Source organism: Streptomyces sp. NPDC029044 (assembly GCF_040637495.1).
Taxonomy (GTDB): Bacteria; Actinomycetota; Actinomycetes; order Streptomycetales; family Streptomycetaceae; genus Streptomyces.
Genome location: NZ_JBEZWN010000037.1, coordinates 79,883 through 81,991 on the forward strand (window position 1 = coordinate 79,883; position 2,109 = coordinate 81,991).

The 2,109-nt window shown below is 66.8% G+C and carries 1 protein-coding gene and 1 pseudogene; both read left to right on the forward strand.

Annotated elements, in window-relative coordinates:
- Positions 1 to 1,163 (forward strand): annotated as a pseudogene (locus tag AB0E85_RS26140) (alpha-1,4-glucan--maltose-1-phosphate maltosyltransferase); the annotation flags it as partial.
- On the forward strand, positions 1,160 to 2,109 hold a 950-nt coding region (locus AB0E85_RS26145), incomplete at its 3' end, for an alpha-amylase family glycosyl hydrolase (RefSeq protein ID WP_361931701.1). The pseudogene AB0E85_RS26140 and the gene AB0E85_RS26145, both read left to right, overlap by 4 nt.

Sequence of the window (2,109 nt, forward strand, 5' to 3'; positions counted from 1 at the left end):
GTCACGACGCGGTGCACCCCGCTCTGGGCACGCTGGAGGACTTCGTCGCCTTCGTCCAGCGGGCGCGGGAGCTGGGCATGGAGGTGGCGCTGGACTTCGCGTTGCAGTGCTCGCCGGACCATCCCTGGGTACAGAAGCACCCGGAGTGGTTCCACCACCGCCCCGACGGCACCATCGCCTATGCGGAGAACCCGCCGAAGAAGTACCAGGACATCTACCCGATCGCCTTCGACGCCGACATGGACGGTCTGGTCGCCGAGACGGTGCGGGTGCTGCGGCACTGGATGGACGCCGGGGTGCGGATCTTCCGGGTGGACAATCCGCACACCAAGCCGGTGGTGTTCTGGGAGCGGGTGATCGGGGAGGTCAACCGCGCGGATCCGGATGTGATCTTCCTGGCCGAGGCGTTCACGCGGCCGGCGATGATGCACACCCTGGCCCAGATCGGTTTCCAGCAGTCGTACACGTATTTCACCTGGCGCAACACCAAGCAGGAGCTGACCGAGTACCTGACCGAGCTGTCCGGTGAGGCCGCCTCCTACATGCGGCCGAACTTCTTCGCCAACACCCCCGACATCCTGCACGCCTACCTCCAGCACGGCGGCCGGCCCGCCTTCGAGGTCCGGGCCGTGCTCGCGGCGACCCTGTCGCCGACCTGGGGCATCTACTCCGGCTACGAGCTGTGTGAGAACACCCCGCTCAAAGAGGGCAGCGAGGAGTACCTCGACTCGGAGAAGTACCAGCTCAGGCACCGCGACTGGGACACCGCCGAACGCGAGGGCCGCACCATCACCCGGCTCCTCACCCGCCTCAACACCGTCCGCCGGGAGAATCCGGCCCTCCAGCAGCTGCGGGACCTCCACTTCCACCACGCCGACCAGGAAGCGGTGATCGCCTACTCGAAGCGGAAGGGTTCGAACACGGTTCTGGTGGTCGCGAACCTCGACCCCCACCACACCCAGGAGGCCACGGTCTCGTTGGACATGCCGCAACTCGGCCTGGACTGGCACGAGTCGGTGCCGGTGCGCGACGAGCTCACCGGCGAGATCTACCACTGGGGCAGGGCCAACTATGTGCGCCTCGAACCGGGCCGCAGGCCCGCGCACGTCTTCACGGTTCTGCGACCGTCCACCCCGGAGATCGGAGGGTCACCCACAACATGATCGTCAACGAACCCGTTCCGGACACCTTCGAGGACACTCCCGCCCGGGACCGCGACCCGGAGTGGTTCAAACGCGCCGTCTTCTACGAGGTGCTCGTCCGCTCCTTCCAGGACAGCAACGGCGACGGCGTCGGCGACCTCAAGGGCCTGACCGCGAAGCTCGACTACCTCCAGTGGCTCGGCGTCGACTGCCTGTGGCTGCCGCCGTTCTTCAAGTCACCCCTGCGCGACGGCGGCTACGACGTCTCCGACTACACGGCCGTGCTGCCCGAGTTCGGCGACCTCGCGGACTTCGTGGAGTTCGTCGACGCCGCCCACCAGCGCGGCATGCGCGTGATCATCGACTTCGTCATGAACCACACCAGTGACCAGCACCCCTGGTTCCAGGAGTCGCGCAAGGACCCCGACGGGCCCTACGGCGACTACTACGTGTGGGCGGACGACGACAAGCAGTTCCAGGACGCGCGGATCATCTTCGTCGACACCGAGGCCTCCAACTGGACCTACGACCCGGTCCGCAAGCAGTACTACTGGCACCGGTTCTTCTCCCACCAGCCGGACCTCAACTACGAGAACCCGGCCGTGCAGGAGGAGATGATCTCCGCCCTGAAGTTCTGGCTGGACCTCGGCATCGACGGGTTCCGGCTGGACGCCGTGCCGTACCTGTACCAGCAGGAGGGCACCAACTGCGAGAACCTCCCGGAGACGCACGACTTCCTGAAGCGGGTGCGCAAGGAGATCGACGCGCAGTACCCGGACACGGTGCTGCTGGCGGAGGCCAACCAGTGGCCCGAGGACGTCGTCGACTACTTCGGCGACTACCCGAGCGGCGGCGACGAGTGCCACATGGCGTTCCACTTCCCCGTCATGCCGCGCATCTTCATGGCCGTCCGGCGGGAATCCCGCTACCCGGTCTCCGAGATCCTGGCCAAGACCCCGGCCATCCC